The organism is Pandoraea sp. NPDC090278, assembly GCF_044772185.1.
Classification (GTDB): domain Bacteria; phylum Pseudomonadota; class Gammaproteobacteria; order Burkholderiales; family Burkholderiaceae; genus Pandoraea.
In genome coordinates this window covers 38,963-64,694 of record NZ_JBIVYJ010000006.1, presented here as the reverse complement: position 1 = coordinate 64,694, position 25,732 = coordinate 38,963, and the positions used below count along the sequence as shown (strand labels likewise).

The 25,732-nt window shown below is 64.7% G+C and carries 18 protein-coding genes; 5 read left to right on the top strand and 13 right to left on the bottom strand.

The window, feature by feature from the left end; translation table 11 throughout:
• The first annotated feature begins 34 nt into the window (after positions 1-34).
• Positions 35-901 carry a 4-hydroxybenzoate octaprenyltransferase gene (gene ubiA / locus ACIQWO_RS20830; protein WP_150664436.1) on the top strand — a complete coding sequence of 289 codons (867 nt, stop codon included), beginning with the start codon at positions 35-37 and terminating at the stop codon, positions 899-901.
• A gap of 84 nt (positions 902-985) precedes the next feature.
• Here ubiA and ACIQWO_RS20825 read toward each other — a convergent pair whose 3' ends face one another.
• The 3 genes from ACIQWO_RS20825 to ACIQWO_RS20815 form a co-directional block, all read right to left on the bottom strand.
• Positions 986-1,972 carry an N-acetylmuramoyl-L-alanine amidase gene (locus tag ACIQWO_RS20825; RefSeq protein ID WP_402828414.1) on the bottom strand — a complete coding sequence of 329 codons (987 nt, stop codon included), beginning with the start codon at positions 1,970-1,972 and terminating at the stop codon, positions 986-988.
• 115 nt (positions 1,973-2,087) lie between these two features.
• Positions 2,088-2,900 (bottom strand): pyrroline-5-carboxylate reductase, encoded by an 813-nt coding sequence (gene proC, locus ACIQWO_RS20820; protein ID WP_402828411.1) that lies wholly within the window; start codon positions 2,898-2,900, stop codon positions 2,088-2,090.
• 65 nt (positions 2,901-2,965) lie between these two features.
• A complete protein-coding gene (locus ACIQWO_RS20815; RefSeq protein ID WP_402828408.1) occupies positions 2,966-3,679 on the bottom strand; it encodes a YggS family pyridoxal phosphate-dependent enzyme in 714 nt (237 codons plus the stop codon).
• A gap of 221 nt (positions 3,680-3,900) precedes the next feature.
• On the opposite strand from ACIQWO_RS20815, the gene ACIQWO_RS20810 reads away from it, so the two are divergent.
• Entirely contained in the window at positions 3,901-4,398 is a 498-nt protein-coding gene (locus tag ACIQWO_RS20810) for a glutathione peroxidase (protein WP_402828405.1), read from the top strand.
• 30 nt (positions 4,399-4,428) lie between these two features.
• Here ACIQWO_RS20810 and ACIQWO_RS20805 read toward each other — a convergent pair whose 3' ends face one another.
• Positions 4,429-4,791 (bottom strand): hypothetical protein, encoded by a 363-nt coding sequence (locus tag ACIQWO_RS20805; RefSeq protein WP_402828402.1) that lies wholly within the window; start codon positions 4,789-4,791, stop codon positions 4,429-4,431.
• Positions 4,792-5,060: 269 nt separating this feature from the next.
• Here ACIQWO_RS20805 and ACIQWO_RS20800 point away from each other — a divergent pair, with 269 nt between their 5' ends.
• Positions 5,061-6,551, top strand: a complete 1,491-nt coding sequence (locus tag ACIQWO_RS20800) for a PLP-dependent aminotransferase family protein (RefSeq protein ID WP_402829175.1) — start codon at positions 5,061-5,063, stop codon at positions 6,549-6,551.
• Positions 6,552-6,573: 22 nt separating this feature from the next.
• Here ACIQWO_RS20800 and glcE read toward each other — a convergent pair whose 3' ends face one another.
• Genes glcE through ACIQWO_RS20780 form a run of 4 tightly spaced genes read right to left on the bottom strand, consistent with a single transcriptional unit; the run spans position 6,574 to position 11,500 of the window.
• Entirely contained in the window at positions 6,574-7,656 is a 1,083-nt protein-coding gene (gene glcE / locus ACIQWO_RS20795; protein WP_402828399.1) for a glycolate oxidase subunit GlcE, read from the bottom strand.
• Positions 7,656-8,525 (bottom strand): ion transporter, encoded by an 870-nt coding sequence (locus ACIQWO_RS20790; RefSeq protein ID WP_402828396.1) that lies wholly within the window; start codon positions 8,523-8,525, stop codon positions 7,656-7,658. Before ACIQWO_RS20790 ends, glcE begins: the two co-directional genes overlap by 1 nt.
• Before the next feature lies 1 nt (position 8,526).
• Positions 8,527-10,071: an FAD-linked oxidase C-terminal domain-containing protein gene (locus ACIQWO_RS20785; RefSeq protein ID WP_402828393.1), complete on the bottom strand. Its 1,545-nt coding sequence runs from the start codon at positions 10,069-10,071 to the stop codon at positions 8,527-8,529.
• Between the two features lie 7 nt (positions 10,072-10,078).
• Positions 10,079-11,500, bottom strand: coding sequence for an FAD-binding oxidoreductase (locus tag ACIQWO_RS20780; protein ID WP_402828390.1), 1,422 nt, complete (start codon positions 11,498-11,500; stop codon positions 10,079-10,081).
• Between the two features lie 307 nt (positions 11,501-11,807).
• On the opposite strand from ACIQWO_RS20780, the gene ACIQWO_RS20775 reads away from it, so the two are divergent.
• Entirely contained in the window at positions 11,808-12,371 is a 564-nt protein-coding gene (locus ACIQWO_RS20775; RefSeq protein ID WP_402828387.1) for a cob(I)yrinic acid a,c-diamide adenosyltransferase, read from the top strand.
• A gap of 108 nt (positions 12,372-12,479) precedes the next feature.
• Here ACIQWO_RS20775 and aroG read toward each other — a convergent pair whose 3' ends face one another.
• From aroG to ACIQWO_RS20755, 4 genes are all read right to left on the bottom strand, one after another.
• On the bottom strand, positions 12,480-13,553 hold the full coding sequence (gene aroG / locus ACIQWO_RS20770; RefSeq protein WP_402828384.1) for a 3-deoxy-7-phosphoheptulonate synthase AroG: 1,074 nt from the start codon (positions 13,551-13,553) through the stop codon (positions 12,480-12,482).
• Positions 13,554-13,985: 432 nt separating this feature from the next.
• The gene (gene tldD, locus ACIQWO_RS20765; RefSeq protein WP_150661735.1) at positions 13,986-15,446 is read right to left on the bottom strand and encodes a metalloprotease TldD; all 1,461 of its coding nucleotides are present in this window, start codon (positions 15,444-15,446) and stop codon (positions 13,986-13,988) included.
• A 104-nt stretch (positions 15,447-15,550) separates the two neighbouring features.
• The gene (locus tag ACIQWO_RS20760; RefSeq protein ID WP_402828380.1) at positions 15,551-16,417 is read right to left on the bottom strand and encodes a carbon-nitrogen hydrolase family protein; all 867 of its coding nucleotides are present in this window, start codon (positions 16,415-16,417) and stop codon (positions 15,551-15,553) included.
• Positions 16,418-16,489: 72 nt separating this feature from the next.
• On the bottom strand, positions 16,490-20,920 hold the full coding sequence (locus ACIQWO_RS20755; RefSeq protein ID WP_402828377.1) for a YhdP family protein: 4,431 nt from the start codon (positions 20,918-20,920) through the stop codon (positions 16,490-16,492).
• Positions 20,921-21,093: 173 nt separating this feature from the next.
• Between ACIQWO_RS20755 and glnE the strand changes: the two genes are divergently transcribed.
• Positions 21,094-23,958 (top strand): bifunctional [glutamate--ammonia ligase]-adenylyl-L-tyrosine phosphorylase/[glutamate--ammonia-ligase] adenylyltransferase, encoded by a 2,865-nt coding sequence (gene glnE, locus ACIQWO_RS20750; protein ID WP_402828374.1) that lies wholly within the window; start codon positions 21,094-21,096, stop codon positions 23,956-23,958.
• Positions 23,959-24,066: 108 nt separating this feature from the next.
• Here glnE and recN read toward each other — a convergent pair whose 3' ends face one another.
• Positions 24,067-25,731, bottom strand: a complete 1,665-nt coding sequence (gene recN, locus ACIQWO_RS20745; RefSeq protein WP_402828371.1) for a DNA repair protein RecN — start codon at positions 25,729-25,731, stop codon at positions 24,067-24,069.
• Between the last annotated feature and the right edge of the window lies 1 nt (position 25,732).

Here is a 25,732-nt window from a genome sequence, read left to right as displayed (position 1 = left end):
TAGCGCCACAAGTCTTCCTGTGTGACGCCCGCCCATGTTGCTCGCTCAACGTCTTCCGCTGTATTTCCGACTCGTTCGTCTCGACAAGCCGATCGGCACCGTGCTGCTGCTGTGGCCGACGCTGTGCGCCCTGTGGATCGCGTCGAACGGACATCCCGACCCGTTGCTGATCGTGATCTTCACGCTCGGCACGTTTCTGATGCGCTCGGCGGGTTGCGCCATCAACGATTACGCCGACCGCGACTTCGACAAGTTCGTCAAACGCACGAAAGAGCGTCCCATCACGTCGGGACGCATTCGCGCCTGGGAAGCGGTCGCCGTGGCCGCTACGCTCGCGCTCGTGAGCTTCCTGCTGATCCTGCCGCTTAACGCGCTGACCAAGTGGATGTCGATTCCGGCATTGTTCGTGGCGGGCACGTACCCGTACACCAAACGCTTTTTCGCTTTGCCGCAGGCCTATCTCGGCGTAGCGTTCGGTTTCGGCATTCCGATGGCATTCGCTGCCGTGCAGGATCAGGTGCCGGTACTCGCATGGGTGCTGCTGCTCTCGAACGTGTTCTGGTCGCTCGCTTACGACACGGAATATGCGATGGTCGATCGCGACGACGACCTGAAGATCGGCATCAAGACGTCGGCCATCACGTTCGGACGCTTCGACGTGATCGCCGTCATGCTCTGCTACGTAGGTGCGCTGGGCATTCAGGCGGGCGTGGGCGTGTACCTCGGCTTTGGCTGGCCGTTCTGGCTGGGCATGGCGGTGGCTGTCAGCTTCGCCATCTATCACTACTTCCTCATCCGTGGCCGCGAGCGCATGCCTTGCTTCGCCGCGTTCCGTCACAACAACTGGCTCGGTGCGGCAGTCTTTGCCGGGATCGCCGGGCACTACCTGCTGACGGCGTAGGGCAGTCAGGCCGCACATGAACGAAGACGGCGCGTGATGCGCCGTTTTCGTGTCTCGTTCAGTTTTCGTGCTCTCTTTTCGCACTTACGCGGTTCCGCGTCCATCTGCATCGGACGGCCTGGGCCGGTTCAGGTACTTCTCCAGTAGGGCGTCGAGAACCGCGACCGTCGGCGGATCGGGTTCTCCATCGTAACGTTCCGATGCGCAGAAATGCATCTGAAACGATTCGATGACATTGCGGGTTGCCGTGTCCAGCTCGCCGGTTTGCGGCGTGTCGTAGCCATAGTCTCGCAACTTGGCCTGTAGTGCGGCAATGTCTCCGTCGTACGGTCGGTGTGTCACATACCAGTCCACGGTGCCAGCATCCGGCCACGCGCCGATGTTGTACTTCACATGCAGTTCTTTCCACGGAAAAAGCGGACCGGGGTCGGTCTTGCGTCCCGGGGCAATGTCGGCGTGGCCGACGATCCGGTTCGGTGCGATCCGGTGACGTCGCGCGATATCCATGACCAGTTGCGCGACGACGGCAACCTGCGCCTCCGGATATTCGTACCATTGCCGCTGCATGAGCGGCACTCTGTTGTCGCTTGCCGGGAACCCCAGATTCACGATCTCCAAGCCGATGGACGAACCATTTAGCAGGCGCTCGCCCAGCCACCAACTCATCCCCGCGTGGTGAGCGAGATGCGATTCCGGGACGAGATTGAAGATGGTAAAGCGACCGCCTTCACCGGCGGCGTCCGGGACAAGGTAATGCGAACTCACGGCGACCCTTCGATTGGGGTCGGTCAGGATTTCCAGCGCCCGGGCCAGATTCACTGCGGTGTAGTGCAGCACCAGCGTACGGATGCGTGGTGCTCGATTGGGCGAAGCGATCGACGTATCGATGTCGTAGGTCGACGGCGTGCAAGCGAGGGAGGCGCTGGCGGAGCGGGGCGCGCTGGCGTGCAGCGTCAACGGAGATGCGGTAAGCGCGGCGGAGATGGCCGTCGCCCCGGTGAGGAATTTGCGGCGTGGGGACGGTACGGACGTCTCAAACGTGTCGTCCGGCGTCTGTCGAAAGTGAGGCATTGGCCTTCGGCATGACGTTATGACGCTGGCAGTGTGGCCGTCGTCCCAAGCCGAAGACTTCTAGAAAACGCTCACGCCGGTATCGCGTTGTGCGATCCCGGCGTGTCGATCCTGCTTAGGCATCGCCCAGTTCGTCGCCTAGTTCTTTGGCGCGGGCGTTGGCGGCCTTCACGCCGCGCACGATGGCGGCCTTGATCGCGTCGTTCTCGAACGAGGTGAGCGCTGCGAAGGTCGTGCCGCCCTTGGACGTCACGCGCTCACGCAGCACGCTGGCCGGTTCGGTGGAGTCGGCCGCGAGTTGCGACGCGCCCGTGAACGTCGCGATGGCGAGCTGACGACCTTGCTCGGGCGTGAAGCCCAGGTCGTGCGCCGCTTGCTCCAGTGCTTCGATGAAATAGAACACGTAGGCCGGGCCGCTGCCGGAGATGGCGGTGACGGCGTCGAGCTGGCTTTCCTTGTCGACCCACACGATTTCACCGGCGGCGCTCAACACGCTTTCCGCGCGCTTGCGCTGATCCGAATCCACGCCCGAGAGTGCGATCAGACCGGTGATGCCTTTACCGATCAGCGCAGGCGTGTTCGGCATGCAGCGCACGATCTGGTTGTGGCCGCCGAGCCAGCGGGCCAGATCGGACGCGCGGATGCCCGCTGCGATGCTGATGACCAACTGGCCGTTCAGATGCGGCTGAAGCGCTTGCGCAACATCCTTGAGCACCTGCGGCTTGACGGCCAGTACGAGCGTGTCGAAGTCGCGCAGACGGTCATTCGGCGCGCTGGCGGTGTCGATGCCGTGTTGCTTGACCAGACCCTCACGGGTCGATTCGTTGACGTCGATCGCGAGAATGTCGCGCGGTGCCGTGCCGCGCTTGACGAGTCCGCCGATCAGGGCATTGGCCATGTTGCCGCCGCCGATGAATGCAATTCTCATAACCATCCTTTGCGTTGCGTATGTCGTTGCGTGTATTACGTTGCTGCTGTGTTCGCGCCGCGCGATCAGGCTCTTGAGCCGTAATCGCGTGCGCCGAAAATCGCGGTGCCGATGCGCACCATTGTCGCACCCTCGGCCACGGCCGCTTCGAGGTCTCCTGACATGCCCATCGAGAGCGTGTCGAGCGCCAGACCGTCTGCGCGCAGGGTGTCGAAGAGCTCGCGCACCGCCTTGAACGGCTCGCGCTGACGCGACGGATCGTCCTCCGGTTCCGGAATCGCCATCAGGCCGCGCAGTGTCAGATTCGGCAGCGCCGCGATGGCGCGCGCGACAGCGGGCACCTCGTCGGGCGTCACACCGCTCTTGCTCGCTTCGCCGCTGATGTTGACCTGAAGACAGACCTGCAATGGCGGCAGATCCGTCGGGCGTTGCGCACTCAGGCGTTCTGCAATCTTAAGCCGGTCGACGGAATGGACCCAGTCGAAATGCTCTGCCACCGGACGCGTCTTGTTGCTTTGCAGCGGCCCGATGAAATGCCATTCCAGCGGTTCGCCGTCGACGCGCTCGCTGGACGTCGCCGCGATCTTGTCGAGGGCTTCCTGCACGTAGTTCTCACCGAACGCCCGCTGACCGGCGATGACCGCTTCGCGCACGGCGTCCGCACCGAAAGTCTTGGAGACAGCGAGCAGACGCACGCTGCCTGCCGGTCGTCCGGCATCGGCGGTCGCGCGGGAAATCCGGGAGAGGACGTCGTCGAGATGTGCTGCGATGGTCGACATAAGACTGGTTCGGCGGGTTCGGCAGATTCTTCGGCAGGATCGGCGGGATCGGGGTTGAGCGAACGATTATAGCCGTGCACGCACCCGAGGTGCTACCCGGCAAATAACTAGGTGCTACCCGTGGCGGATGTCCGACAAAAGCGCGGGGGAGGTGCGCGGAGCGCCCGCCGGACCGGCGTTGTGGCAGACTGCGCGGTGCCAACATCCAAAGGGAGACGCCGATGAGCGCCCAACCGCAGCGCGTGTACGATTTTTCCGTCCAGACGCTTGCCGGCGAGTCCGTGAGCCTGTCGCAATATCGCGGCAAGGTCCTGCTGATCGTGAATACGGCCAGCGAATGCGGCTTCACGCCGCAGTACGCCGGTCTTCAGACGCTCTACGAGCAACTCGGCCCGCGCGGCTTCGAGGTGCTGGCGTTCCCGTGCAACCAGTTCGGCAAACAGGAGCCCGGCGACGCCCAGGCGATTCGCAGCTTCTGCGATCTGCGCTTTCACGTGAGCTTTCCGATGTTCGCCAAGGTCGACGTGAAAGGCCCCGCCGCCGCGCCGCTCTACGACTTTCTGACGAAGGAAAAGCGCGGCGTGCTCGGAACGAAGGCGATCAAGTGGAATTTCACCAAGTTTCTCGTCGACGCGTCGGGCAATGTGATCGCGCGCTACGCGCCGACCGCCAAGCCCGAAGCGATCCGCGCCGACATCGAGAAACTGTTACCGGCCTGAGCCGCCGTTCTGCGGTCTTGAGCCGTGGGCTTACCGGAAATGGAGGCCAAACCGCCAGAACAGGCGTTCGAGACGTCCTGCCAACTGCCGTCCCGGCGCAACGCTGGACGGTGACGCCGCCACTTCCTCCCTGCACGCGACACGTGCGCCGACGTCGCTCGCGAGCGTGATCCAGCCGCCAGTCTCCGTCACATAGACGTGACCGGCGGTCAGCGAGACGTCGGTGCGCCAGGCACTATCGGCCAGCCAGCGCGATGCGGGCGTGAGTACCACGCGTCCTTGCCCGACGTGAAGCACCGTGCCCTGGCTCACGTACCCGTGGAACGACTGGCCTGGCGCGAGCGAGACGTCGGTAGGCTGGGGCGTTTGATGTGCGGAAGAAGGCTTGGCCATGATGGACTCCGGTGCAGTGAACAGACGACTACAGCGTATCGGCCGCACCGCCGCCCCGGTAGGCACACAGTCACGCTGTTTCGCCCGTAACAGATGGGCGTGAGTCAATCTGTTACGATCCCGAATCAGCAAATCTGTATCTGTTCTGGTGGTGTTCGATGCCGGATCATCTGCGCATGGACGCCGCCATCTCAAACCTCTCCGACCGCTCTGTCTCCGACGAGACACCCGCCATGTCTTTGACGTCAGCCGCTCCGACGCCTGGCCTGATGCCCGCGTCGACACCCGAATCGACGACGCCGTCTGCCGCCGTCGAAGAGCGCACGCCCCTCTACCGCCAACTGGCCGATCACTACCGTCACGCCATCGAAGCAGGCACGCTCGTCCCGGGCGCGCGCATGCCCAGCGTGCGTGCGCTTATGGAGCGCCATCAGGTCAGCCTGTCGACTGCGTTGCAGACGTGTCGTCACCTCGAAGCGCAGGGCTTGCTCGAAGCGCGCCCGCGTTCGGGCTACTTCGTGCGTACGCCCGCCCGAGCGAGTGTCGTGCCGGTGGCCGAGCCGCGTCCGTGGGTGCCGGACCTGATGCAGTACGTGGGGATCAATCAGCGCGTGTCGTCGATCCTCGCACGCGGGCTTCAGGCGGACGTCAAAGTGAATCTCGCCGTCGCGCACGGCTCGCCGTCCCTGTACCCGGTGAATGAGTTGCGGCAAGCGACCATGAGGGCGCTGCGCGATCACCCGATGCTCTACGGCACCCCGCCGCCCGGAGGCGGCGAAGCGCGTTTCCGTTCGGCGATTGCCCGTCGTGCGCTCGAAGCGCGCATGAACATCAATCCGGACGAAATCGTCGTCACGCACGGTTGCATTGAGGCGATCAATCTCGCGCTGCGCGCCGTGGCAAGTGCCGGTGACGTGGTCGCGGTCGAATCGCCCACGTACTACGCGTTGTTGCAGACGCTGGAGAGCATGGGCATCCGGGTGCTGGAAATTCCGACGAGTCCGCAGACCGGGATTTCGCTCGACGCACTGGAGCTGGCCAGTCAGACCTACGACAACATCAAGGCCGTCATCGTCGTGCCGCATTTCCAGAACCCGCTCGGTTCGGTCATGCCGGACGCAAACAAGGCGCAACTGGTGAAGTGGGCCGAGTCGCGCGGCATCGCTATCATCGAAGACGACACTTACTCTGCGCTCGGCGACGACGGCAACATTCCCGCCGCGATTCGGTCATGGGACACGACGGGCAACGTGATTCACTGCGCGTCCCTGCACAAGACGATGGCGCCCGGCATGCGTCTGGGCTGGATCGCCGGTGGCAAATGGCAGTGGCGAGTGGAGATGCTGAAGTACGCGCAGACGCGTCCGAATGAAGCGCTGGCGCAGATCGCGATGGGCGAGTTCATGGATTCGCCGCGATTCGACCGGCATTTGCGACGCCTGCGTGTCCAGTTGCGCGAACACCGTGGGGCGATGGCAGAAGCGATTGCCACGTATTTCCCGGCGGGCACACGTCTGACGCAACCCGCCGGTGGCCTGAGTCTGTGGGTGGAAATGCCGGGGAGCGTGAGTTCCGAAAAGCTGTTCGACGCGGCGCTGGCGAAAGGCATTCGGGTCGCACCCGGCAGCCTCTTTTCCAACTCGTCGCGCTACGACAACTTCTTGCGCATCAACGGCGGACAACCGTTCACGCGCGACGTCGATCGCGCCGTACGCACGCTGGCATCCGAAGTCATTCGACTGCTGGACGCCACCGGCTGACGCGACCGAACGACCGCGCCAGTCAGAACTCCGGGTACATCCGTCCCGGATTGAAGATGCCAGCGGGATCGAACACGGCTTTCAGATTCCGATGGATGCGCATGACCGGTGCGGGCAGCGGCGTGAAGACACTCACTCCCGGCTCGCCGTAGCGGAACAGCGTGGCGTGCCCACCGTCCTGACGCGCAGCCGAGCGCACGATCTGCGCGTCGGCGTCCGTAATCCACCAGCGCTGCGCGCCGCCCCACTCGATGAGTTGCTTGCCCGGCAGACGGTGAGGTTCCGCGGTCGACGGCACCGCCAGACGCCACAAGGCTTGTCCCGGCCCGGCATCGGCAAAGAAGTTGTCGGTCTGCTCGCGAATGGCATGCCAGAACTTGGCTGCATGAATGGCGTCGACCAGTTCGCCGCCCATCTTCACGCGCGCCGCCTTGATGGCCGCCGACGCGCCTGCCAGTCGAATCACCAGCAGGTCGCTGCGCCACGCGCTGCCCGTGATCGGCAGCGGCTGGCCGCCCCATTCGTTGAGCTTGCGCACCGCGTCGATGGCGTTCATCTCGAATTGCAGCGTGAGTTCGGCGAACGGCTGCGGCAATACCTTCAGCGACACTTCCAGAATCAAGCCCAGCGTGCCGAGCGAGCCAGCGAGCATGCGTGAGACGTCGTAACCGGCGACGTTCTTCATGACCTGTCCGCCGAAATTCAGCACGTGTCCGCGACCGTCCATCAGCTTCGCGCCGAGCACGAAGTCGCGCACCGACCCGACGGCGCTGCGACGCGGGCCCGCAAGTCCGGCGGCAACGGCGCCACCAATGGTCGCGCCCGGACCGAAGTAGGGCGGCTCGAACGGCAGCAACTGATTACGTTCGGCAAGCGCGGCTTCGATCTCGGCCAATGAGGTGCCGCAACGCGCGGTGATGACCAGCTCGGCCGGGTCGTACGCGACGATGCCGCTATAAGCACGCGTGTCGAGGACTTCCCCCACACGCTGCTGGCCGTACCAGGCTTTGGTGCCGCCGCCGCGCAGCTGGAGCGGTGCGCGGCGTGCGGTGGCTTGTTCGATGACGGCGCGGAATTGCTCGATGGTGTCGGTCGTGTCGGTCATCAGCTCGGTTCGGGCGGCGGGGTGGAGTCAGTCTGGTAAGGTCCGAGTTCGCTGCCGCAATGCTTGCAGAAGCGTGCGTCGGGGTCGTGTCCTTCGGTCTGGCACTGGCGGCAGGTGCGCGTGGTCACGGTCGTGCGGCGCATGGCCGAATGAATCTCCGCACCCATGATGCCCGTGGGAATCGCAATCACGCTATAGCCGAGCAGCATCACGAAGCCGGTGATCGCTTTGCCCAGCCCGGTGACAGGCACGACGTCGCCGTAGCCGGTCGTCGTCAACGTCACGATGGCCCAGTAGATGCCGACCGGAATGCTGGTAAAGCCGTGTTCGGGGCCTTCGATGATGTGCATGAGCGTGCCGAAGATCACCACGATGATCGAGATGAACCCGAGAAACACGAGAATCTTGCGACGCGCGTTGTACAGCGCAATGCTCAGCACGCCCGCCTCGTTCACGTAGGCCGTGAGCTTCAGAATCCGGAAGGCGCGCATCAGTCGCAGCAGACGCACGTCGATCAGCCCATGCAGCTCCGGCACGAGAATCGCGAGATAGGTCGGCAGGATGGCGAGCAGATCGATGAGACCGTAGAACGACAGCGCGTAGCGCAATGGTCGGTGTGCGCTGACCAGTCGCGCAATGTACTCGGCCGTGAAGAGCAGCGTGAAGAACCATTCGAGAATGGCCATCGGCAGCGGCATCGCGGCCTGCACCGCCGGTACGCTGGACACCACGACCGTGAGCACCGACAGCACGATGGTGATCAGCAGGGCGATGTCGAACAGCTGACCTTCGCGCGTGTCGGCTTCGAAAATGATGATGTAAAGACGCTGCCGCCAATCGTGGGGCAGCCACTCCGACAGCGGACGCATGTCAGAACCTCGGCAGATCGGGGTGCGGCAGCAGACCCCCGCGCACATGCTGCTTGCCGTATTCGGCACAGCGCGCACGCGTGGGAATGCCCTTGTCCGGGTTGAGCAGCCCGACCGGATCGAACGCGCGCTTCACGCCGAAGAACGCATCGCGTTCCTGCGCCGAGAACTGCACGCACATCGAGTTGATCTTCTCGATGCCTACGCCGTGTTCACCCGTGATCGTGCCGCCAAGCTCGACGCACGCCTCGAGAATGTCGCAACCGAACGCCTCGGCGCGATGCCATTCGTCCAGATCGTTGCCGTTGAAAAGAATGAGTGGATGCATGTTGCCGTCTCCCGCGTGAAAGACGTTAATACAGCGCAACCCATATTGTTGTTCCAAACGCTCGATGCGTTTGAGTAATGTCCCAATCGCACGGCGTGGAATCGTGCCGTCCATACAGTAATAGTCAGGCGAGATGCGCCCTGCGGCGGGGAAGGCGTTCTTGCGCCCCGACCAGAAACGCAGGCGCTCTTCTTCGCTGCGCGAAATCTGCAAACGCGTCGCGCCCGAGGTGCGCAGCACGTGTGAGATGCGCAGGATCTCTTCGGTGACTTCTTCCGGCGTGCCGTCCGATTCGCAAAGCAGGATGGCAGCGGCATCCAGGTCGTACCCCGCGTGAACGAACTCCTCGACGGCTTGCGTGGCTGGCTTGTCCATCATCTCCAGTCCGGCAGGGATGATGCCTGCGGCGATGATCGCGGCGACGGCGTTGCCGCCGGTTTCCACGTCGTCGAAGCTCGCCATGATGACCTGCGCCGTCTGGGCTTTGGGTATCAGCTTGACGGTAATTTCGGTCACGACACCGAACATGCCCTCGCTGCCGATGAAGACCGAGAGCAGATCGAGTCCGGGCGCGTCGGGGCCGAGCGAGCCGAATTCGATGGCTTCTCCCGACATGGTGATGGCGCGCACTCTCAGCACGTTATGCACCGTCAGACCGTACTTCAGGCAGTGCACGCCGCCGGAGTTTTCCGCAACATTGCCGCCGATGGTGCAGGCGATCTGCGACGACGGATCGGGCGCGTAGTACAGCCCGTAGGGCGCAGCGGCTTCCGAGATCGCGAGATTGCGAACGCCCGGCTGCACCGTCGCCGTGCGTGCATACGGATCGACTTCGACGATTTTCTTGAACTTCGCGAGCGAGAGTACCAGGCCGTCCGAGATCGGCATCGCGCCGCCGGACAGGCTCGTGCCCGCACCGCGCGGCACGACCGGAATGCCGAGCTGATGGCACGCCTGCAAGATGCGCTGTACCTGCGATTCGGATTCCGGCAACACGACCGCGAGCGGCACGCGGCGATACGCGGCGAGGCCGTCGCACTCGTAAGGCGTGGTGTCCTCGCGACGATGGAGGATGCAATGCGGCGGCAGGATTCTGGCGAGCGCGTCGAGCAACTGGCGCTGACGTGCAGCCAGCGCTTCGGCGTCGACAGGCGCGATGCCCGCCGGGGTTTCACCGGACGGGTTGGGCTGGCCTTGCGGGGTCACGGGCGCGTTCATGCGGCGCTCAGCCCGCAGCACGCAACCGGAAAATCTTGCCCGGATTGAGCAGATTGTGTGGATCGAGCGATGTCTTGATCGCGCGCATGACGTCGATGGCGTCTTCGCCATGTTCCGTCACGAGGAAACCCATCTTGTGCAGACCGACACCATGTTCGCCGGTGCAGGTGCCACCCATGCGGATGGCGCGCTCGACAATGCGTTGATTCAGGCGCTCGGCTTCTTCGATGTCGGCCGGTTTGTCCGGATCGATGAGAATCGCGACGTGGAAATTGCCGTCGCCCACGTGGCCCACGATCGGGCACGTCAGATAGGAGCCTTTCAGGTCTTCTTCCGTCTCACCGACGCACTCGGCCAGACGCGAGATCGGCACGCAGACGTCCGTCGTCACCGCGCGGCTGCCCGGCTGAAGCTGGAGCATCGCGAAGTAGGCGCTGTGGCGCGCGCTCCACAGACGGTTGCGGTCTTCGGTGCGCGTGGCCCATTCGAAGCCGGTACCGCCGTTGTCCTTGGCCAGTTCCTCGACCGTCTGCGCCTGTTCTTGCACGCCCGCTTCGCTGCCGTGGAATTCGAAGAACAACGTCTGCGTTTCAGGGAGGTCCAGCTTGGAGTGCTTGTTGATGGCACGCACGGCCAGCGCGTCGACGAATTCGACGCGTGCGACCGGTACGCCCAATTGAATCGTCTGGATGGTGCAGTTCACGGCGTCCGTCATGCTCGGGAACGAGCAGATCGCCGCCGAGACGGCTTCCGGCTGCGGATAGAGTCGCACCGTCGCTTCGGTGATGATGCCCAGCGTGCCTTCGCTGCCCACGAACAGGCGCGTGAGGTCGTAGCCCGCCGACGACTTGCGTGCGCGCGTGCCGGTGTGGATGATGCGGCCGTCGGCGAGCACCACGGTCAGGGCCAGCACGTTCTCGCGCATCGTGCCGTAACGCACGGCGTTGGTGCCCGAGGCACGCGTGGCACACATGCCGCCGATGCTGGCGTCCGCACCCGGATCGATCGGGAAGAACAAGCCGGTGTCACGCAGCGCTTCGTTCAGCGCTTTGCGCGAAATGCCGGGCTGCGTGGTGACGGTCAGGTCCTCGGCGTTGATCGAGACGATCTGGTTCATCTCCGACAGATCGAGCGACAGACCGCCTTCGACCGCGAGCAGATGACCTTCGAGCGACGAACCCGCGCCGTAAGGGATGATGGGGACGTTGTGTTTCGCACAGAGTTTGACGATCTGCGAGACCTCTTCCGTGCTGTGCGCGAAGGCGACCGCATCGGGCAACATCGGGTCGAACGGAGACTCGTCCCGGCCGTGATGTTCGCGCAGCGCTTCCTTGGTGCTCACACGCTCGCCCAGCAGGGCTTGCAACTCGGTGAGCAGGGTGTCGGGGAACGGACGCTTGGCGGCGAACGGCAGATGGGGATGATTCACGGCTTTCTCCTTCGGGTCTCCGGACCGCCTTCGCCGGTGGGCGTGGGCGGACACCATATCGGGCGGGGTCTCGGGCGCGCGGTGCACGCCCTGACACCTCATGAGCGGGGATTTTACGCTGTGACGGCGTTTTTCCCCACACTTTGCGTCATATCATACGGACTTGCCGTGTATCAGCGTCATCGGAATTGCCTGAAAAATAGGCAGACGATGGCGGTGCGGTCAATTTCAATCAAAAAGGCAGGTCGTCCGGTGCCCGAACAGGCACCGGCGGGCAAGATGTGCCGCAAGGGGTGGGTGTCAGAAGATGGGGAATCGTTTGAGCAAGATCGTCACGCGTACCGGTGACGGTGGCAAGACCGGCCTGGGCGACGGCGCACGCGTCGACAAGTTCAGCCTGCGCATCGTCGCCATTGGCGAGATCGATGAGACCAATTCGCACATCGGCGTGTTGCTGTGCGAGGACCTGCCGCAGGACGTGCGGGCCATGCTGCTCGATATTCAGCACGACCTGTTCGATCTCGGTGGCGAGTTGAGCATGCCCCGTCACACATTGCTGACGGACGCGCAGGTGGCCAAGCTCGACGAGTGGCTGGCGCACTACAACGCCGAGCTGCCGCCGCTCAAGGAATTCATTCTGCCGGGCGGCACGCGCGCCGCAGCACTCGCGCACGTAGTGCGCACGGTGTCGCGTCGGGCCGAGCGGGCGATGGTGGCGTTGGGGGCCGACGAGACTGTCGCACCCGCCCCGCGCCAATACGTCAATCGCTTGTCGGATCTGATGTTCGTGCTGGCCCGTGTGCTCAATCGCGCAGGTGGCGGCAGCGACGTGCTCTGGCAACGTGAGCGTACGACGGGCGAAGCCGAGTAAGCGCGTCGGGCATTCACGCCGTTGACGGCATGCGCAGGATGCAAAAAGGGCGGCCGATGGTTCATCGGCCGCCCTTTGCTTGCTTACGACTTCGCTAACTGACGTCGATCAGTTGCCAGCGCCGCGTGCCACGCGGCGGGCACGCACGGCGTCGGCCAGCGTGTCGAGCACCTTCAGGCTGTCTTCCCAGTTGATGCAGGCGTCGGTAATGCTCTGACCGTAGGTCAGTTCCTTGCCCGGCACGTGGTCCTGACGACCGGCCACGAGGTGCGACTCGACCATCACGCCGATGATGCGATCGTCGCCACCGGCGATCTGGCGGGCGATGTCGTCGCACACCGGGATCTGGTTCTCGTGTTTCTTCTGGCTGTTGGCGTGCGATGCATCGATCATCACGCGCGCGGCCAGCCCCTGCTTGGCGATGTCGTCGCAGGCGATCTGCACGCTGGCGGCGTCGTAGTTCGGCGCTTTGCCGCCGCGCAGAATCAGGTGGCAGTCTTCATTGCCTGCGGTCGACACGATGGCCGAATGGCCGCCCTTCGTCACCGACAGGAAATGGTGCGGCTGCGATGCGGCCTTGATGGCGTCCACGGCAATCTTCACGTTACCGTCGGTGCCGTTCTTGAAGCCGACCGGGCACGACAGACCCGACGCGAGTTCGCGGTGCACCTGCGATTCCGTGGTGCGTGCGCCGATGGCGCCCCACGACACGAGATCGGCGATGTATTGCGGGCTGATCATGTCGAGGTATTCCGTGCCAGCGGGCAGGCCCATCTCGTTGATCTGGGCGAGCAGTTCGCGCGCCAGACGCAGACCGTCGTTGATCTTGAAGCTGTTGTCCATGTGCGGGTCGTTGATCAGACCCTTCCAGCCCACCGTCGTGCGCGGCTTCTCGAAGTACACGCGCATCACGATTTCCAGCTCGCCCTTCAGACGTTCGCGTTGCTCGACCAGACGCGCCGCGTATTCCAGCGCAGCCTTCGTGTCGTGAATCGAGCACGGGCCGATGATGACGACCAGACGGTCTTCCATGCCGTGCAGCACGCGATGAATGGCGCCACGCGAGCGATGGATGAGATCCGCGCTCTTTTCCGAGCACGGGTATTCGCGGATCAGGTGCGCCGGGGGCGTCAGTTCCTTGAGTTCGCGAATACGGACATCATCGGTGTTGTGGGGAGGCATGTTTTTTCTCCTGGGCAGTTCGGACTGCGGTTCGTTTCTCGGGATGCGGGTCAAAAAAAAACCGCCAGACTCGCTGGCGGTTTTTCAGGATTCGTTCGGTGCTTACTGCTGCAACTGTCCCTCTCCATCCGCCAGCGGTGTGAGATACGCAAAAAAGTAAAAGTAAAACTTATTGGCGGTCATGAAGGATGTCTTGGACATTGCTTTGCAGGCGGTTTGCCGTGCACAGAAACAACTTTATACGCCTAATCGAATGACGCTGCAACCGCGTGGGGCCGCTGATCGGCGGGAAAACGCGCGGAATTACCGTATTTTTGTGTGGCGTTTTGCGTCAATAAATCACGTTTTTTGAAAAGCATGCGAAAACGCCCGGTTTGACCCGGGCGCTTTGCTAAGCTTTACGCATTTTTTGCAGTGCGCAAACTGTATCGATCAGGCGGTACCGCCGACCGTCATGTTTTCGATGCGCAGCGTCGGCTGGCCCACGCCCACCGGCACGCTCTGGCCTTCCTTGCCGCATACGCCCACGCCCGAGTCCAGCGCCATGTCGTTGCCGATCATCGTCACGTCCTTGAGCGATTCCGGGCCGTTGCCGATGAGCGTCGCACCCTTGACCGGGTACGTGATCTTGCCGTCCTCGATCATGTACGCCTCGGACATCGAGAACACGAACTTGCCGTTGGTGATGTCGACCTGACCGCCGCCGAAGTTCACGGCGTACAGCCCGTGCTTGACCGACTTGATGATTTCCTCGGGGTCTTTGTCACCGCCGAGCATGTAAGTGTTGGTCATGCGCGGCATCGGCAGTGCGGCGTACGACTCGCGACGGCCGTTGCCCGTGACCGGCATCTTCATCAGGCGTGCATTCAGGCTGTCCTGCATATAGCCCTTGAGAATGCCGTCCTCGATGAGCGTGGTGCACTGCGTCGGGTTGCCTTCGTCGTCGATGTTCAGCGAGCCGCGGCGGTTCGACAGCGTGCCGTCGTCCACCACCGTGACGCCCTTGGCCGCCACGCGCTCGCCCAGACGTCCCGAGAATGCCGACGAGCCTTTGCGGTTGAAGTCGCCTTCCAGGCCGTGGCCGATGGCTTCGTGCAGCAGCACGCCAGGCCAGCCCGGGCCGAGCACGACGGTCATCGCACCGGCCGGTGCCGGGCGGGCGTCGAGCTTGACGATGGCGCCGTCTACAGCTTCCTTGACGTACTTTTCGAGCAGATCGTCGGTGAAGTAGGCGTAGTCGAGACGGGCACCGCCGCCGCTGTTACCGATTTCGCGACGGCCGTTGGATTCGACTATGACGGTGACGGACACGCGCACGAGCGGGCGCACGTCGGCGGCGATCACGCCGTCGCTGCGGGCCACGAGCACGACGTCGTACTCACCGGCCAGACCGGCCATGACCTGCGACACACGCGGATCGCGCGCACGGGCGAGCTTCTCGATACGTTCGAGCAGCGCGACCTTGCCATTGGCGTCGAGCGAGGCTAGCGGATCGGACGGCAGGTACAGCCCGTGGCCGGTGGCGCTGGCCAGCTTGCTGCCGACCTTCACGCGCCCGCGTCCGGCCGTGGCGATGCTGCGCGTGGCCGCTGCGGCATCCTTGAGCGCGATCTCGGAGATGTCGTCCGAGTACGCGAACGCGGTGCGGTCGCCCACGATGGCGCGCACGCCCACGCCCTGATCGATCGAGAACGAACCCGATTTGACGATGCCTTCCTCCAGACTCCACGCCTCGCTGCGGGTGTACTGGAAGTACAGATCCGCGTAATCCACGCGGTGCGTGAAGATGTCGCCGAGCGCGCGTTGCAGATGGCTTTCGTCGAGGCCGTACGGCGTGAGCAGCAGCTCGCGGGCCGTGGCCAGGTTCTGGATGCCGGTGTCGATGATTTTCATGCGGTGTCAGGCCAAGGAAATGTATTCGGTAGATGAGGGCGAATTCGTCGAAGTCAACATGGCGAAATCAACGCGACGCGGGGTGCAGGTGCGGGACATATCGGTCAGCCCTGCAGCACGCGGTGACGCCACGCGGGCAGACTCTGGCGAACGCCGGCCAGCCGGGCCGGATCGATCTCGCCCACGACCACGCCAGCGCCTTCCGCCTCGCGCTGGGCGACGATTTCGCCCCACGGGTCGATCAGCATGGAATGCCCCCAGGTGCGCCGCCCGTTCTCGTGGTGCCCGCCCTGCGCGGACGCCAGCACGTAGCACTGGTTCTCGACGGCCCGCGCGCGCAGCAGCAATTCCCAGTGCGCGCGGCCCGTGGTGTAGGTAAATGCGGCGGGTACGACCATGAGCGTACAGTCGCCCATCGCCCGGTACAACTCGGGAAAACGCAGGTCGTAGCACACTGACAGGCCCACACGCCCGAACGGCGCTTCAAACGTGCGTACGGCGTCGCCGGGACGAATGGTGCGTGCTTCGTCGTAGGCTTCCTCGCCTTTGACGAAGTTGAACAGGTGGATCTTGTCGTAGCGCGCGGCGGGGGCACCGTCCGGTGCGAAGACCAACGTCGTGTTGAGGACGCGCTCGGGCTCCGGTGCGGCCAGCGGCAGCGTGCCGCCGATCAGCCAGACGCCGTAGCGGCGCGCCGTTTCCGCCAGAAAGTCCTGAATCGGACCACTGCCCGGCGTTTCGCGCAGCGCGAGCTTGTCGGTGTCGCGCTGCCCCATGTAGCAGAAATACTCCGGCAACAGCACCAGCTCGGCCCCGGCGTCCGCTGCCTCGGCCACCAGACGGGCGGCTTCACGCAGGTTCCGGTCGACGTCGGGCGCGCTCACCATTTGCGCGGCAGCCACGCGAACGGGCGCGCCGGGCGCACCCGTCGGGTCGGGCTGGGCGGTTGACTTCGTATCGGGACTCGTCATGGATCGCTGATGTCGGGGGCGGTAATGGTTTTAGCTGGGTCGTGCGGGGTTGCAGTCGGTCTTCCGGGGGGCTCAGTTGCCGTGCATACCGGCCGGGGCGGCGACGCCCGAGGCGTTGTTGAGCGCTTCCGGCCGGGTTTCCGGGGATGCATCGATCTTACTCTTATTGCCGGAGGCCTGTCCGATGACCGGATTGTCCCAGGAGCCGGTGACGTGATACGTCGTCGAAAGCGTACGCGAGAGCTGATCGCTCAGTGCCAGTTGCGCGAAGAACGAGCCGATGCCCAGCGCCGGGTTGATGATCGCAAACGCCAGCGATGCCGACGCTGCGTTGATCTTCGGCAGCACCAGCGCGTTCAGGTCCTGCGTCTCGCGGGCGAGATCGGTGTGGCCGTCGATCTTGATGGTCGCCATGCTGGCGTTGATCGTCAGATCGTTTGTATTTGCCACGCCGCCCTGCATGGTGACGTTGCCGTTGATGCTGTCGAACGGCAGGCCGCTACCGATCACGCTGTTGAAGTCGAAGGTCAGGATCTTGGCGAGTGTCTGGACCGACAGAATGCCCAGCAGCTTCGCCAGCCCCGGATCGGCCTTCAGGATCTGCCCGCGCTTGAGTTCGATGGCTACGCGTCCGCCCAGCGTCGGGTAGTCGATGGCGTCGGGGCCGCCGCGCCAGCCGAAGCGACCGGAGACGGTGCCGGAGCCGTCCTTGAGCGTTTTGGGCAGGCCCAGACGGTCAAGCAGACCGCCAGCGTCCTTCACGTCGAGGTTGAAGTCGAGCACCGTGCGGCGCGGCACGTCGTCGTCGTCCTTGCCTGCTGCGGCGGTCACGGCGGCACGACGGCGCGACGTACGCCAGTTGCCCTTCACATCCAGCGTGGCGGCGCTGTTGCTCAGCGACAGCTTGGTGAGTTGCCAGACGGGCACGCCGTCCTCGATGTCGTTGTGTGCGTTGAGTTGCAGACGGCCGAGCGGCTTGTCACGCAGCACGAAATCGTTGGCGACGACGTCGATGGCGGGGAATTCGTCGCTCGGCTCGTCGAGCACTTGCGTGAGCACGTCGCTGCCGTGGTCTTCGCGCGGAATTACGAGCTTCGCGAGGCGTGCACGGATCGCGCCCGAAGGGTTCTTCTCGTCTGGCGCATGCCATTCGGCAAATCCGGAGACGAGTTCAGACGCGAGGCTCACCTGCCAGTCGCGGTCGTTACGCTGCGCGCCGACCACCAGTTCGGGCCACTGACGCGACAACAGGCGAACCTGCTTCGCATGCAGGGCGAGACGCGTCGGCAGGTACGGCGTGAGTGCACCGAATTCGTCGCGCGCGGCGGCGGCCGTCGTGGCAGGGGCGGGCGGCGTGCCCTGCGTGCCAGGCGTGACGGCAGTGCTGCTGAGCGACGCGATCACGCTGCGCCACGCATCCACGTCGAGCGTATCGAACTGGGCGCTCGCCTGCACACCTTCACGCGGGGCGGGCACGGGCTGGTTGATGCCGATGCCGCCGCGCAGCACTTCCACGCGTCCCCCCGTCGCACCGTTCGTCCCGTTCGTGGCGCTACGTTGCTGGACATAGTTGCCCTGCACGCTGCCCACGGCAAAGTCGAGCGTGTCGGTGCGGCGTCCGCCCGGATTCATCTGCGGACGCATCGTGAAGCGCGCAGGCAGCGACGTCTCTGCGCTCTTGCCCAGCGGCGCGGGCAGGTTCACGGCGAGACCGGCCAGCGTGGACTGTACCGCCAGATCCGTCATGCCCTGACGCACCGTCACCGTCGCCGTATAGGGTGTGCTGCCCGTCATGCGCTTGGCCAGTTGCGCCAGCGTGGCGTTCTCGCGATTCTCGCGCAGGCCTTGTGCGCTCATCTGACCGTTGACGTTCAGGACGATGGTGCCGTCATCGCGACTGCCGCCCGACGCACGGACGTCGCCGCCCAGGAATGTGCCGCGCAGGTTGTCGAGCGAGATGCCGCGCTCGGTGAACGCCAGTTCGCCGTCGACCGCGCCGAACATCGGTAGTCCGTTGATGAGCGTCACGTCGTTGCGCAGGAAGCGCGCGCGGCCGGTGACTTTTGAGCGGTCGGTGTGATCGAGCGGCATCGACAACTGCATGGCGAGCTGTGTGTTGCCGTTCGCGCGCGTCTCGTCGGTGAAGTCGCCGATCCAGTGCCCCACGGGGCTGGTGTTCAGATACTTGACGAAGTCCGCCGCCGGCCCGCGTGCATCGCCCTTGAGCGTGAGCGTGGAGTCGTCCTGCCCGATGTCGTTGATGTCGCCCTGCACCTGCGTAAGCGTCACGCCGTACACCGAGCCGCTGTCGATGGCGATGTGCAACTTGTCGGCGTCAAAGCGAAGATTGCCGCGCACCTTCTCGAACGCGGGCCAGACTTCGGTATGACCCGGGCGTAGCGGCGACGGATTGAACGTTACGTCCACGAGCGGGATGTCGATGCGGAACTTGCCGCCGCCCTTACCGTACGGGAAGTCTTCGAGATCGCCCTGCACCGCGAACGGCGCGTTCTGCACGGTCCCGGCCATCAGCGCGCGTTGCAGATAGTCGCGCACGCCCGCGCCGATATCGGTGGGCAGGTAGCGCGGCACGGCGTTGGCGTTCGCGCGCACGATATTGCCCTTCAGATCGACGATGCCGTTGCCCTTGCCGCCGTTCTGCCATGTACCGCTCACGTCGCCTGTCAGTTCGGCGTTTTGCAGATGCACGGCATCGACACGCACCTGCACGTTCGCCGGGGCGTCGCGCTTGGTGGCCGAGTGCGACACGCGCCATGACGTGCGTGCCGTGAGTGTATCGAGGTCGAGACGCGGCTGGTCGAAGCGGCCGGGGAAGTCCAGCGTGGCGTTCTTCGAATTGAGCGTGAGGCTGCCGCGCGACTGATCGGCGTCGATATGACCGCTCAGATTCGCGAAGCCGGGACGTCCTGCGTTAGGCGAGTTCGGCCGTGCGGGCGGATGCTGGCTCGGCGCACTGTCGATGCCGAGACTCTCGAAATCGGCGACGACACGGTAGCGGTCGCGCTCGGGCGGGAGTTGCTTGATGCCCGGCAGGTCGCGCCAATTGCCCGGCCCGTGCGGTTTAGGTGCCTGATAGCTGACGTCGAAACGGGCGAGTCGCCCGCGTGGACGGAAGCTGGCGAGCGTGTCGCGGGTTTGGGCGTCGATGGGCAGCGATGGCACGAGCGCCATTGCGGCACCGATGTCGAAGCGCTGACCGGTGATTGCGACTTGCAAGCTTTGGTCGTCGCTGGCAGGTATGTATTTGGCGCTCAGGTCCGGGACGTCGAGCGTCGGACGTCCGGCCGCCTGCAAGGTGAGTTCCCGTGCGTGCAGGTTCCAGCCTGCGTCAGCCTGCGCGCCGATACGGGTGACGTCGATACGACCTTGCGTGGCGTCAAAGGTCAGCGGCGGCAGGTTGTCCGCCAGTTGCGCCGACGTATTGGCACCGGCTGCGCGCAGCGTCGCGCCGGTGATGGCGCCGTTGTCGAAGTCGACCCAAGCGCGTGCCGCGACGCGGCCACGCGAGTCTTTGCCCGGCAGATCGACGTAACGCGCCAGCTCGGACAGGTCGAGCGTGCCGACCTCGCTGTAGATCTGGCCGCGCCAGCGTTTGACTTCGCCGGGGCGGGCGAACAGCGGATTGGTGAAGCGCGCGCGTATATCCAACGGTGCGACGATCCCGTGCGGCGGGTTCGCCTGCATCCCAAAGCGGTGTTCGAAGCCGCGATTGCGCAGCATGGCGTTGACCTGCGTGACGACCACCTCGGGCACGTCGCGCGTGGCGTCGCGCCAGCGCACGGTGCCGTTGCGGATCACGACGCGCGCCTGACGCATGATCCAGTCGGCCCCCTGGGTGTCGCTCGTCTTGCCGCTGCCCGTCACGGGCATCCCGGCGACGAGGATGGAGCCGTCGGCGCGGCGCTCGATGGTCAGATCCGGCTCGTGCAGCGTGAGGTTCGACAAACGCAGGTCGAAGTGGATGAGGCTGGTCCAGGACAGCACGGCATCGAGCCGGTGCAGCGTGAGGCTCGGTTCCACGGGCGGCGGCGCGCCCGGCGGGGCGTAGCTCACCGGCGGGTTGTCCGCGGCAGCGGTTGGGGCAGAGGAAGCCGTGGCGGCGCTGGCGGCCTTGCTCCGATGCAACGGGGCGACCACGCGGGCAATCGTCGATGCCTTGGGCGGGGTGCCTTGCGCCGGGGGCGTGATGCGTACGTCTTCCAGCGTCAGGTAGGGGTGCCAGCCGCGCCAGACGGCGTCGATGCGCCCGATCGTGACCGGCAAACCGATGGCGCGCGTGGCCGCCGCCTCGATTTGAGGGCGATAGTCTGACACACGGGGAAGGATGACGTACCGGGTCGCGAGGATGACTGCGCCAAGACCGAAATAGACGATGACGACGAGCGCCAGCAGCCATTCCAGACCCAGTCGCAAGCCACGCGGCAGTGACGAGAACCAGGACCGGGTCGCGGTGGGCGAGGCGGGCGGCTTACGGTCGGTCATGCTGCGCGTCTACGAGGGAATGTGGTAGTTTCTGTGGCAAAGACTGTAACACAAGCCCAAGGCCCTCCGATGGCCCGGCCGTAGGAGAAACAGACGTGTGATCCGGCGTTTCATCGCGTCCGGGTAAGCATGCGAAAGTCTCTTCATTCTCATTGCAGACCGGAACCCCGCCAGTGAGTTCATCCGAAATCCCCATCGATATTCAGTCCTACTCGCGATATGCCGCGCGCATGCTGGCGTCCCGCCCCGCGCTGGCCGAGGCATTGCCGACGCTCGCGGAGCACCCCGTCGACGCGCGCTGGCTCGCCCGCCGCTTCGAAGCCATCACCGGCACACTGCTGACGCCACCGGACCAGCCGTCCGGCGTTGCCGGTGTGGACGAGGCTGCGCTCGCACGCGCCTTGCGCATCCTGCGGGTCGAAGCGCTGTGCGCCGTTATGCAACGCGATCTCGACGGCCGTGCTGAGTTGTCCGAAGTGACGGAAGCCATGTCGGCGCTCGCCGAGTTCGCCGTGCAGGCGGGCATTGCGGTGCTGTCGCGCGACCTCGAAGCCATTCACGGTGTGCCGCGTAATGCGGAAGGGGAGCGTCAGACGCTTGGCGTCGTCGGCATGGGCAAGCTCGGCGGCCGCGAACTGAACGTCTCGTCCGACATCGATCTCATCTTCCTATATGAAGACGATGGCGACACAACCGCGCCTGACGGTGCCGATGCGGCCACCGCCGGTCGCCTGCGTCTGCTGTCCAATCACGAATTTTTCACGAAGCTCGGCCGCAAGCTGATCGGACTGATTTCGGAACTCACACCGGACGGCTACGTGTTCCGGGTGGACATGCGCCTGCGCCCCAACGGCGATTCGGGTCCGCTGGTGTGCAGTCTGCCGATGCTCGAAGAGTATTTCTATGTGCAGGGCCGCGAGTGGGAGCGCTATGCGTGGATCAAGGGGCGCCTCGTGTCCGAAGTCGCGAGCGAACCCGGCCGCCGGATCGAGCGACTGCTGACGTCGCTGGTGCAGCCGTTCGTGTTCCGTCGCTACCTCGATTACGGTGTGATCGGCGCGATTCGCGCGTTGCACGAGCAGATTCGCCATGAGGCGGAGCGTCGTGCGCGGGCCAAACCTGCGCGCATCAACGACATCAAGCTCGGACGCGGCGGGATTCGCGAAGTGGAATTCTCGGCGCAGGTCTTCCAGTTGATTCGCGGCGGACAGGAGCCGGAGCTGCGCGTGCGGCCGACGCTCGCCGTGTTGGGCGTGGCTGCCCGGCGCGGGTGGCTGGCGCAGAACGTGGCGGAAGAACTGTCGAATGCGTACGTCTTCCTGCGCAAGCTCGAACACCGCATTCAATATCTGGACGACGCGCAGACCCATATCCTGCCGTCTCCCGGCGACGACCGCCTCGCGGTGGCGCGCGCGATGGGCTTCCCGGACGAAGCGACCTTCATGACGGTGCTCGACGAGCATCGCGAATTCGTCGCCGGTCAGTTCGACGAGATTTTCGCGGACAAGGCCAACGGCAGCGGACAGAAGGGTGGAGCATCGGGCACGGGCGACTGCGAATGCCCGCCGGAGCTGTGGAGCGAATGTCTGGCCGACGAAGCGCAGACGGGCGACCTCGGCAATCAGCTCACGCGTCTGGGCTTCAACGACGCCGAAGGCGCGCTCGACCGGTTGCGCGCCGTGTGGACGTCCTCGCGCTACAAGGCGCTCGGCGAGATCAGTCGGCGGCGCTTCGATCAACTCGTGCAGCGCGCCGTGGAAGGTGCGGCAGGCACCGGCGAGCCGGACGCTGTCCTCGGCCGCATGCTCGATCTGCTCTCGACCATCAGCCGTCGCAGTTCGTATCTCGCGCTGCTCACAGAGTATCCGCGCGCGCTGGAGCGTGTGGTCAAAGTGCTCGCCGGATCACGCTGGGCGGCGGGTTATCTGATCAGCCATCCGCAACTGCTCGACGAACTGCTCGACGACGAAGCGCTTGCCGCGCCGTTCGACTGGCCGTCGTTCAAGACGCAATTGCTGCTGAGCCTGAACGCGGCGGGCGCGGCGGGCAACGTCGAAGTGCAGATGGATATTCTGCGTCGCGCGCACCACGCCGAAGTCTTCCGCATTCTGCTGCTCGATTTGCAGGGGACGTTGTCGGTGGAGGCCATCGGCGACCGTCTCTCGGAGCTGGCGGACATCATCGTCGACGTGACGATCTCGACGGTCTGGCCGCACGTGGCGACGCGTCATCGCGAGGTGCCGCGCTTCTCGGTCATCGCTTACGGCAAGCTGGGCGGCAAGGAACTGGGCTACGCGTCGGACCTCGATCTGATCTTCCTTTACGACGATGACGACGACCGTGCGCCGGACGCTTACGCCGCGCTCGCCCGCCGTTTCGTAACGTGGCTGACCACGCATACGGGCGCGGGCATGCTGTTCGATGTCGATCTGCGACTGCGCCCGAACGGCTTGTCGGGCCTGCTGGTCACGAACATCGAGAGCTTCCGTCAGTACCAGTTCCGCGAAGGCAATGCCAACACGGCGTGGGTCTGGGAGCATCAGGCCCTCACGCGTGCGCGTTTCTGTGCGGGCGACGAGACCATCGGCGCGACGTTCGAGAATATCCGTGCGCAGGTGCTGGCCACGCCCCGTGAGGCATCGGCGCTGGCACAGGAAATCGTGGCGATGCGTCGCAAGGTGCTCGAAGGGCATCCGAACGGGACGAAGCTGTTCGATCTGAAGCATGACCGGGGCGGCATGGTGGACATCGAATTCACTGTGCAGTATCTGGTGCTGCTGCACTCGGGCGCGCACCCGGCGCTGCTGCGAAATGCTGGCAACATCGCCTTGCTGCGCGAGGCGGCGCAGTTGGGGTTGATCGATACCAAGCTCGCGGAAGACGCAGCAGCGGCGTATCGCTTGTATCGCAAGCGTCAGCACAAGTTGCGTCTGGACGGCGTGGAAGCGGCGCGCGTGCCGGGCGCGGACGTCGAGGCGGAGCGTCAGGCCGTGATGGCGCTGTGGGATTCGGTGTTCGCAGACGCGGGGCCGGTTTGACGATCTGACGCGTGGACGTCGCTTGAACGCACACGCTTGAAAAACAACGGGCGGCCGATGATGGGCCGCCCGTTGTTTATTGGAGAATGTCGATGTTGTCGACGACGCTCAGAGCGCTAGCATCTCCCGCGCGTGCTTGCGCGTCGTCGCCGTAATCTCCACACCACCCAGCATCCGCGCGATTTCCTCGACGCGTTCGGTGCGTCCCAGCGGCTCGATCTCGCTCATCGTCGTATCGCCGTCGCTGCGTTTGCTCACCCGCAGATGCTGATGGCCGAGGGCGGCGACTTGCGGCAGGTGGGTCACGCACAGCACCTGACGTCCCTGACCCAATTCGCGAAGCAGGCGACCGACCACTTCGGCCACCGCGCCGCCAATCCCGGAATCGACTTCGTCGAAGATCAGTGTTGGCGTGAGACTCGCGCTGCTGGCGATCACCTGCAAGGCGAGGCTGATGCGGGCGAGTTCGCCGCCCGAGGCGACTTTGGCGAGCGGACGTGTCGGCACGCCCGGGTGTCCGGCGACGAGAAATTCGACCGTCTCCAGCCCGAACGACTGTGGCTCGGGCGTTGCCGTGAGCGCGACTTCGAAGCGTCCGCCCGGCATCGAGAGGTCCTGCATTGCCCGGGTCACTTCGCGCGAGAGCGAAGCCGCCGCTTTAGCGCGCGCCTTCGACAAGTCCTTCGCCAGCTTGAGAAATTCGGCCTGCGCCGCGTCGGCCGCAGCTTGCATGGCGGCCGTGTCGGCTGACGCCGTCAACTCTTCCAGTTGCGCGCGACGCTCCGCCAGCTCGGCGGGCAATTGCTCGGGCGTCACACGGAATTTGCGCGCGGCTGAATGCAGGGCATCGAGTCGTTGTTCGACAACCGCCAGACGCTCCGGATCGAGATCGATGCGTTGCGCGTAATGCGTGAGCGAATGGACCGCTTCGCGAAGCTGAATCTCAGCGGGTTCCAGTGCGGCGAGCGTGTCGGCCAGCCCGGCGTCGATCTCAGCGAGTTCGCGGATCTGATGCACGACATGCCCGAGCGACGGGACGATGGCCCCGTCGGCTTCGGCGAGTGCGTCGAGCGCACCTTGCACGCCGTTGATGAGACTCGCCGCGTGAGAGAGCCGCCGATGCTCGGCGCTCACGTCGTCCCATTCGCCTTCCTGCGGGCCCAGCTTGTCGAGTTCGGACGTCTGCCATTCGAGACGTTCGCGCTCCAGTTGCAGTTCGCGGTCGCGTCCGTGCGCTTCCTCGCAGCGCTTGACGAGACGTCGCCACTCCTTGTGAGCGGCAGCGGTATCGGCAGCGAGGGTGGTCGCGCCCGCGTGCGAGTCGAGCAGGCGGCGTTGCGCGTCCGGGCGCAGCAACTGCTGGTGCGCGTGCTGGCCGTGAATGTCGACGAGCATTTCGCCGAGTTCGCGCATTTGTGTGAGCGTGGCGGGTGTGCCGTTGATGAAGGCGCGTGAGCGACCGCCAGCGTCGAGCACACGGCGCAGCAGCACCCCGCCGTGTTCTTCGAGCGAGAGCGCCTGCGCTTGCAGCCAGGCTTCGAGATCGGGGCGTGCTTCGGCATCGGCGGCGAATTCAGCAGTGATGTCGGCGCGCGCTTGTCCGTTGCGCACCATGCTGGTGTCGCCGCGCTCGCCCATCGCGAGCGCCAGCGCATCGATCAGAATCGATTTGCCCGCGCCGGTCTCCCCCGAAAACACGGTGAAGCCGGCGGAGAATTCCAGATCGAGACGATCGACGATCACGAAATCGCGAATCGAGAGACTGCGTAGCATG

What these genes read in the sequence shown, in the direction of transcription:
- ubiA (WP_150664436.1), top strand. Translation starts at nt 35, where the DNA reads ATGTTGCTCGCTCAACGTCTTCCGCTGTATTTCCGACTCGTTCGTCTC.
- ACIQWO_RS20825 (WP_402828414.1), bottom strand. Translation starts at nt 1,972, where the DNA reads ATGCCTCACTTTCGACAGACGCCGGACGACACGTTTGAGACGTCCGTA.
- proC (WP_402828411.1), bottom strand. Translation starts at nt 2,900, where the DNA reads ATGAGAATTGCATTCATCGGCGGCGGCAACATGGCCAATGCCCTGATC.
- ACIQWO_RS20815 (WP_402828408.1), bottom strand. Translation starts at nt 3,679, where the DNA reads ATGTCGACCATCGCAGCACATCTCGACGACGTCCTCTCCCGGATTTCC.
- ACIQWO_RS20810 (WP_402828405.1), top strand. Translation starts at nt 3,901, where the DNA reads ATGAGCGCCCAACCGCAGCGCGTGTACGATTTTTCCGTCCAGACGCTT.
- ACIQWO_RS20805 (WP_402828402.1), bottom strand. Translation starts at nt 4,791, where the DNA reads ATGGCCAAGCCTTCTTCCGCACATCAAACGCCCCAGCCTACCGACGTC.
- ACIQWO_RS20800 (WP_402829175.1), top strand. Translation starts at nt 5,061, where the DNA reads ATGCCCGCGTCGACACCCGAATCGACGACGCCGTCTGCCGCCGTCGAA.
- glcE (WP_402828399.1), bottom strand. Translation starts at nt 7,656, where the DNA reads ATGACCGACACGACCGACACCATCGAGCAATTCCGCGCCGTCATCGAA.
- ACIQWO_RS20790 (WP_402828396.1), bottom strand. Translation starts at nt 8,525, where the DNA reads ATGCGTCCGCTGTCGGAGTGGCTGCCCCACGATTGGCGGCAGCGTCTT.
- ACIQWO_RS20785 (WP_402828393.1), bottom strand. Translation starts at nt 10,071, where the DNA reads ATGAACGCGCCCGTGACCCCGCAAGGCCAGCCCAACCCGTCCGGTGAA.
- ACIQWO_RS20775 (WP_402828387.1), top strand. Translation starts at nt 11,808, where the DNA reads ATGGGGAATCGTTTGAGCAAGATCGTCACGCGTACCGGTGACGGTGGC.
- aroG (WP_402828384.1), bottom strand. Translation starts at nt 13,553, where the DNA reads ATGCCTCCCCACAACACCGATGATGTCCGTATTCGCGAACTCAAGGAA.
- tldD (WP_150661735.1), bottom strand. Translation starts at nt 15,446, where the DNA reads ATGAAAATCATCGACACCGGCATCCAGAACCTGGCCACGGCCCGCGAG.
- ACIQWO_RS20760 (WP_402828380.1), bottom strand. Translation starts at nt 16,417, where the DNA reads ATGACGAGTCCCGATACGAAGTCAACCGCCCAGCCCGACCCGACGGGT.
- ACIQWO_RS20755 (WP_402828377.1), bottom strand. Translation starts at nt 20,920, where the DNA reads ATGACCGACCGTAAGCCGCCCGCCTCGCCCACCGCGACCCGGTCCTGG.
- recN (WP_402828371.1), bottom strand. Translation starts at nt 25,731, where the DNA reads ATGCTACGCAGTCTCTCGATTCGCGATTTCGTGATCGTCGATCGTCTC.